The sequence below is a fragment of the Blastococcus goldschmidtiae genome, from assembly GCF_031845325.1.
Taxonomy (GTDB): Bacteria; Actinomycetota; Actinomycetes; order Mycobacteriales; family Geodermatophilaceae; genus Blastococcus; species Blastococcus goldschmidtiae.
In genome coordinates this window covers 92,217-99,486 of the sequence record NZ_JAVREI010000016.1, presented here as the reverse complement: position 1 = coordinate 99,486, position 7,270 = coordinate 92,217, and the positions used below count along the sequence as shown (strand labels likewise).

Annotated in this window: 6 protein-coding genes; all 6 read right to left on the bottom strand. The window is 73.1% G+C overall.

All coding sequences use genetic code 11. The features are described 5' to 3' along the window. Positions 1-145 precede the first annotated feature (145 nt). The 6 genes from RM425_RS18230 to treZ all read right to left on the bottom strand — a co-directional run bounded on the left by RM425_RS18230 (position 146) and on the right by treZ (position 7,191). The gene (locus RM425_RS18230; protein WP_311346640.1) at positions 146-1,219 is read right to left on the bottom strand and encodes a DNA polymerase domain-containing protein; all 1,074 of its coding nucleotides are present in this window, start codon (positions 1,217-1,219) and stop codon (positions 146-148) included. A gap of 52 nt (positions 1,220-1,271) precedes the next feature. Continuing rightward, positions 1,272-2,840 carry an alpha/beta hydrolase gene (locus RM425_RS18225; RefSeq protein ID WP_311346639.1) on the bottom strand — a complete coding sequence of 523 codons (1,569 nt, stop codon included), beginning with the start codon at positions 2,838-2,840 and terminating at the stop codon, positions 1,272-1,274. A gap of 70 nt (positions 2,841-2,910) precedes the next feature. Continuing rightward, complete coding sequence (locus RM425_RS18220; protein WP_311346638.1) at positions 2,911-4,002, bottom strand: ATP-dependent DNA ligase; 1,092 nt, start codon at positions 4,000-4,002, stop codon at positions 2,911-2,913. A 57-nt stretch (positions 4,003-4,059) separates the two neighbouring features. Beyond that, positions 4,060-4,662: an NUDIX hydrolase gene (locus RM425_RS18215; RefSeq protein ID WP_311346637.1), complete on the bottom strand. Its 603-nt coding sequence runs from the start codon at positions 4,660-4,662 to the stop codon at positions 4,060-4,062. A 31-nt stretch (positions 4,663-4,693) separates the two neighbouring features. Beyond that, positions 4,694-5,437, bottom strand: a complete 744-nt coding sequence (locus RM425_RS18210; protein WP_311346636.1) for a dihydrofolate reductase family protein — start codon at positions 5,435-5,437, stop codon at positions 4,694-4,696. 2 nt (positions 5,438-5,439) lie between these two features. After that, positions 5,440-7,191, bottom strand: coding sequence for a malto-oligosyltrehalose trehalohydrolase (gene treZ / locus RM425_RS18205; protein ID WP_311346635.1), 1,752 nt, complete (start codon positions 7,189-7,191; stop codon positions 5,440-5,442). Positions 7,192-7,270 lie beyond the last annotated feature (79 nt).

Sequence of the window (7,270 nt, the reverse complement as noted above, 5' to 3'; positions counted from 1 at the left end):
GGCGTTAGCGTGGGCCACGGAGACCTCCGGTTGGGAAAAGCGACGTCAGACATCGCCACTCCTTCCGGAGGTCTCCTTCGTGATCAAGCCACCACGCCGACTGTCAACAACGTCCGTGGTCGCGACAGCTAGGAGCTCCGCCCTGTCACTCGACCGCATCCTCGCTGGTAGGACGCTTGGCGCGACTCGGCTGCACGCGCATCGGCTCGCCTGGCATCTTCGGGTAGTCCGGCGGATAGGGCAGGTCGCCCATGCCGTCGTCCGTGGCCTGGCGCTCGGCGAGCTCCAGCAGCGGCTCGATGCCGAAGGCGTGCTCGGCCAGCCCGGCGTGCCTGTCACCGACGGTCCGGAACCGGTCGGGCATGGTCAGCACGTCGAAGTCGAACGGGGAGACGTCGGGCAGCTCGTCCCAGTCGACCGGCGCCGAGACGGGGGCGTGCGGCTTGGGCCGGATGGAGTAGGCAGAGGCGATCGTGCGGTCACGGGCCATCTGGTTGTAGTCGATGAAAATCTTCTCGCCGCGCTCCTCCTTCCACCACGACATCGTCACGCGGTCCGGCAGGCGGCGTTCCAGCTCGCGGCCGAAGGCGATGACCGCCCGGCGCACGTCGGTGAAGGTCCACCGGGGCTGGATGGGCACGTAGATGTGCACCCCGCGGCCGCCCGAGGTCTTCGGCCAGCCCTCCATGCCGAACTCGTGCAGCAGCTCGCGCACGTGCGGCGCCACCCACACGGCGTCGGAGAAGTCGGTGCCCGGCTGGGGGTCGAGGTCGATGCGGATCTGGTTCGGCGACTCGACGTCGGTCCGGTCCACCGGCCAGGGGTGGAAGGTGAGCGTGCCCAGGTTGGCGCACCACGCGACGACGGCCACCGAGTCGGGCGCGATCTCGTCGGCGGTCCGCCCGCTGGGGAAGGTGATGTGCGCCGTCGGCACCCACTCGGGTGCGTTCTTCGGCACCCGCTTCTGGTAGAACGCGTCGCCGGTGTTGTCCACGCGGGTGGAGAGGCGGGCGCCCTCGAACACCCCGCCCGGCCAGCGTTCCAGCGTCGTCGGCCGGTCCTTCAGCGCGAACAGGATGCCCTCTCCGACGGCGATGAAGTACTCGACGACGTCGATCTTGCGGATGCCCTTCTCCGCGAAGTACGGCTTCTCCGGGTTGGAGACGCGCACTTCGTGCCCCGCCACGTCGAGGATCACCGCGTTCTTGCTGCTCGCCATCCGCGTGCCATCCCCCCTGGTCCGGAGTCTCTCCCCGGCCGGGCGCCGAGTGTCACGCAGGGCAGGTGAGGCCGTCCAGCGGAACCACCAGATCGATGAGGTAGGCGTTGACCGCGTCGTTGACGCACTGGTTCTTGGGATAGGCGGTGTGCCCCTGGCCCTGCCAGGTCAGCAGCACGCCGGCGGTCAGGTCCTCGGCGAGGTCCACGGCACCGGGCAGCGGCGTCACCGGGTCACCGGCGGTGCCGATGACGAGGATCGGCGCGCTGCCGTCGGCGTCGCGCTCGGGGAGCGGGGTGCGCTCGGCCTCCCACGGGGTGCAGGTGTAGAGCCCGGCGGCCGCGCCGGCGCCGAACAGCGGGTACGTCGCGTCCCACTCGGCGGCCAGGGCCCGCACCTCGTCGGTGCCGATCTCCTCCTCGGTGTCGGCGCAGTTGATGGCGATGTTGGCGTCGAGGAGGTTGGAGTACGTGCCGTCCTCCAGCCGGCCCGAGAAGCTGTCGGCCAGCGAGAAGAGACCGGCGGAGTCGCCGTTGCGGGCGGCGGCCAGCGACTGGGACAGCTGCGGCCACGTCCGGGTGTCGTAGAGGGCGGCCTGCACGGCGGTGAGGACGACGCCCGGCGTGGCCTGCCGCGTCTCGCCCTCCTCGCTGCTCGGGATGGGACTCTGGGACGCCTGGAGCATGACCTCCTCCACGAACCGGCGCGGGTCCGGGCCGAGGGGGCAGCCGGCGATCAGCGACGTGCAGTTCTGCGCGAAGGCATCGAACCCGGCCTCGAACCCGACCGCTCGCGCCTCGGCGTCGGCGATCAGGTCGCCGTCGGGGTCGACGGCGGCGTCGAGCACCATGGCGCGGACCCGGTCGGGGAAGAGCTCGGCGTAGGTGGAGCCCAGCGTCGTGCCGTAGGAGTAGCCGAGGTAGTTCAGCTTCTCCTCGCCGAGGGCCTCGCGGATCAGGTCCATGTCGCGGGCGGTGTCGACGGTGTTGAACGCGCCCAGGGCCGCCGGGGACTCGTAGCGCTCGGCGCAGACCTCGGCCACCTCGCGCGCCAGGGCGAAGACGTCGTCCAGCTGCTCGTCGCTCGTCGGCTGGGGCTCGGAGGCGACCAGCCGGTCCTTCGTCTCGTCGGGGATGCACTCGACGGGGGAGGACAGGGCGACTCCGCGGGGGTCGAAGCCCACCAGGTCGAACCGGCGCAGCACGTCCTCGGGGAGGGTGAGCGCCAGCCCGATCGCGGCGTCCACGCCGGAGCCACCCGGGCCGCCGGGGTTGACCAGCAGCGAACCGATGCGGTCGGTCTGGCCGGGGTGCACGGCCCGGACGAGGGTCAGCGGCAGGCGCTCACCGCCCGGCTCCTCGTAGCTGATCGGCACCTCGATCTGCCCGCACTCGAAGGACAGCCCGCGCTCGCTGCCGGGCCGGCCGGCGACCAGCGGCTGCAGCGGCTCGTTGCAGTCGGTCCACTCGATCGGCTCCGCGGTGGGTTCGGTCGGCGCGGTGCTCGTCGCCGGCGCGGCCTCGTCGTCGGAGCCCCCGTCGGAGGTGCACCCGGCCGCCAGGAGGGTCAGCGCGGCGAGCAGGCTGGGGACGACGGCACGCCGGCCGCGGTGCAGACGCATGATCACGAGCCTAGGAGGCCTCCGGCGCCCGTGCAGACGATCATGGGCGGGAGAGGCGGGGATCACCCGGTCAGGGCGTCTCCAGCACCTCCGCCAGGTCGTAGCGCACCGGCACCTCGAGCTGGTCGTAGGTGCAGCTGAGCGGCTCGCGGTCCGGCCGCCACCGCAGGAAATGCCCGGTGTGACGAAGCCGACGGCCCTCGAGCTGGTCGTACTTGATCTCCACGACGAGCTCCGGACGCAGCGGCACCCAGGACAGATCCTTCTTCGCGTTCCACCGGCTGACCGCACCGGGCATGCGAGTCCCCATGCCGTCCGCTCCGTCCTCCCCCTGGGGAACCTGCGCGTTGGCCCAGTCCTGCCACGGGTGACCGTCCAGCGCCTCGGCCCGGTAGGGCGCCAGCTCCTCCACGAGCTCGGCCCGCCGCTTCATCGGGAAGGAGGCCGCGACGCCGATGTGTTGGAGGACGCCGTCGTCGTAGAGCCCGAGCAACAGCGAGCCGACGATCGGGCCGCTCTTGTGCCAGCGGAACCCGGCGACCACGCAGTCGGCGGTGCGCACGTGCTTGACCTTGGTCATCAGCCGCTGGTCCGGGCCGTAGGGCAGCTCGGCCTGCTTGGCGACGACGCCGTCGAGACCGGCGCCCTCGAAGGTGTCGAACCAGCGCTGCGCGGTGTCGGCGTCCTCGGTGATCGCGGTGAGGTAGACCGGCGGCCGGGTGCCGGCCAGGGCCTCCTGCAGCCGCTGGCGACGCTCGGCGAAGGGCCGGTCGACCAGCGACTCGTCGCCCAGCGCGAGCAGGTCGAAGGCGACGAAGGAGGCCGGCGTCTGCTCGGCCAGCAGCCGGACGCGGGACTCGGCCGGGTGGATCCGCTGGAGCAGTGCCTCGAAGCGCAGGCGGTCGCCGGCGGGCACGACGATCTCGCCGTCGACGACGCAGCGCTCGGGCAGGTGCGCCTTGACCGCCTCCACCACCTCGGGGAAGTAGCGCGTGAGCGGGCGCTCGTTGCGGCTGCCCAGCTCCACCTCGTCGCCGTCCCGGAAGACGATGCAGCGGAAGCCGTCCCACTTGGGCTCGTAGAAGAGCCCCTCGCCGGTGGGGAGCTTCGTCGCGGCCTTGGCCAGCATCGGCTTGACCGGCGGGTTCAGCGGCAGGTCCATGCCGGTCAGTCAAGCAGCCGATCATGGTCCGCGGGTACCGCATCCCGGCCCGCACGCTCAGCGCCAGGCGAAGACCGGCTGCTCGTAGTGCGCCACCCGCTGCACCTCGCCGCGGCAGGCGATCCGGATGAACTGGTGGACGACCGCGGCGGTGGGGGCGTGCACGTACCCGCCCAGCAGCGGCAGGCGGATCACGGGCGCCGCGGACTCGGGGATGGCCTCGAAGACCGGGTCGACGTCGAGGTCGGCGAGCGGCACCTCGAAGACCGCGGCCACCTCCGGCTCCGACCCGGCGAAGCCGTCGACCGCGCCGGCCCAGCAGACCACCGGCGTCATCACGTAGCCCGAGCGCGTCACGTAGTCGTCGAGCAGCCCGAGCACGGCCGGCCGGCCGAGGTCCAAGCCGATCTCCTCGTGCAGTTCGCGCAGCGCGCCCTCCACCGGGCCCTCGCCGGGGTCGAGGCGTCCGCCGGGCAGCGCCCACTGACCGGCGTGCGCGCGCAGGCCGGCGGCGCGGCGGGTGATCACGAGGGTCGGGACGCCGTCCTGCTCGGTCACGCAGAGCGCGACGGCCGCCTGCTTGAGGTCGGGCCGGTCCGCCGGCACCCGCGGGAAGCCCACGAGCCGCCCGGCGACGGTGTCCCGGTCCAGCGCTGCCATGCCTGCTCCTCGTCGCCCGGTGGTGCGGGCCTCAGTCGTGGGCGACGGTCACGCCGTAGCGGGTGAACAGCACGCCGTCCTCCTCCAGCACCTGCCGCAGCTCCAGGCCGGCCGGCGCAGGCAGGGCGTCGGGCAGCAGCCGGTGCGCCGCACCGACCAGCGCGGGCGCGATCGTGAGGTCGAGCTCGTCGACGAGCCCGGCGGTGAGCGCCGCGCGCAGCAGCTGCGGCCCACCCTCGCACGTCACCTGCTGCAGGCCTCGGTCGCCCAGCGCCGCCACGGCCGCCGGCAGGTCGACGTCGTCGTCGCCGCAGAGGAGCACGGTCGCGCCGGCGGCGGCCAGCGCGGCGCGCCGGTCGGCGTCCGCCGCGCCGCAGGTGAGAATCAGCGTGGACCGGTCCGCAGCCAGTGCCGACGCGGGATCCAGCGAGGCGCGGCGGGTGACGACGGCGATCGGCAGCTCCGCCGGCCGGCCGAGCTCCGCGCGCAGCCGGCCGACGGGGGAGTCGGGGGCGACCGGCCGGTACCCCTCGACGGTCGCGGTGCCGGCGCCGACCAGGACGACGTCGGCCAGCGCCCGCAGCGTGCGGAACACCCGCTTGTCGCCGGGGGAGCCCAGGCCGGCGCTGCGCCCGTCCACGCTGACCGCGCCGTCCAGCGCGGCGACGAAGTCCATCCGCAGCGACCGGCCGGCCGGGAGCCGGTAGGCATCGGCCAGCGCCGCGTCGTCCAGGTCTCCGTCGTCCTGTCCGGGGGAGGGCAGCAGGCGGCGCATCGTCAGCGGGTGCTGAGCACGGCGGCGCTCTCCGGTGGCAGGGTCACGGTGCTCCCGTCGATCGCCGGCAGCTCGGCGGTGGCGAACAGGACCTCGTCGGCGGACCGGTCCAGGTCGATCTCCCGCGGTTCGTCGGCCAGGTTGACCACCACCCGCAGCGAGCCCCGGTGCACGGCCAGCCAGCGGTCGGCGTCGTCCCAGTCGACCTCGACCGCGGTCAGGTCGGGATCGAGCAGGTCGGGGTGCGCCCGGCGCAGCGCCAGTAGCGACCGGTGGACGGCGAGCAGCCGCTCGTGCGGTTCGCGCGAGAGCTCCGACCAGTCGAGCTTGGACCGGGTGAACGTCTCCGGGTCCTGCGGGTCGGGCACGACGTCGGCGTCCCACCCGTGCTCGGCGAACTCCCCGATCCGGCCCTCGGCCGTGGCCCGGCCCAGCTCCGGCTCGGGGTGGCTGGTGAAGAACTGCCACGGGGTGCTCGCGCCCCACTCCTCGCCCATGAACAGCATCGGGGTGAAGGGGCTGGTGAGCACGAGGGTGGCGCCGATGGCGAGCTGCGCGGGGGAGAGGGTGGCCGAGATCCGGTCCCCGACGGCGCGGTTGCCGATCTGGTCGTGGTCCTGCAGGTAGGCCAGGAACTTCCAGCCGGGGAGCGTCGCGGTGTCGACCGGGCGGCCGTGGTGCCGGCGCCGGAAGCTGGACCAGGCGCCGTCGTGGAAGAAGGCGCCGGTGAGCACCTTCGCCAGTCCCGCGATCCCCGCATCGGCGAAGTCGGCGTAGTAGCCCTGGCCCTCGCCGGTCAGCGTCGAGTGCAGCGAGTGGTGGAAGTCGTCGCTCCACTGGGCGGTCAGGCCGATGCCGCCGGCGACGCGCGGGGTGACCATGCGCGGGTCGTTCAGGTCGCTCTCGGCGATGAGGGTGAGCGGCCGGCCGACGGCGACGGACAGCTTGTCCACCTCCTGCGCCATCTCCTCGAGCACGTGGGTGGCCCGCTCGTCGACCAGCGCGTGGACGGCGTCCAGGCGCAGCCCGTCGACGTGCATGTCCCGCAGCCACATGAGCGCGTTGTCGATGACGTAGCGGCGCACCTCGTCGGACTCCGGACCGTCCAGGTTGATCGAGTTGCCCCAGGTGTTGGCGCCCGAGGCGTTCACGGGGAAGAACTCGGGCAGGTAGTTCCCGGACGGGCCCAGGTGGTTGTAGACGACGTCCTGGACGACGCCGAGGCCCTGCTGGTGGCAGGCGTCGACGAAGCGCTGGTAGGCCGCCGGGCCGCCGTACTCCTCCTGCACCGCGTACCAGAGCACGCCGTCGTAGCCCCAGTTGTGCGTGCCGTTGAACCCGTTCACCGGCAGCAGTTCGACGAAGTCCACGCCCAGGCGGACCAGGTGGCCGAGCCGGCCGATCGCCGCGTCGAGCGTGCCCTCCGGCGTGAACGTGCCGACGTGCATCTCGTAGACGACGCCGCCGGCCAGCGGGCGCCCGGTCCAGGCGCCGTCGCCCCACTCGTAGGAGCCCGGCTCGTACCGCCGGGAGAGCCCGTGCACGCCCTGAGGCTGCCGCCGCGACCGCGGGTCGGGGCGGGGCGTGTCGTTGGCGTCGAGGAGGTAGCCGTAGTCGGACTCCGGTGAGGCGTCGACCTCGGCGCGCCACCACCCGTCGTCGTCGCGGGCCATGTCGTGCACGGTGCCGTCGACCTGGACGCGCACCCGCTCCGGCAGCGGTGCCCAGACGGCGAACTCGACGGGTGCGGACATGCGGGGGCCTCCGGGGCGGTACGAGGTAGCGGGTGGTGGGCGGGCCGGGAAGGCCAGCCGGGATCATGCCCGGCACGCG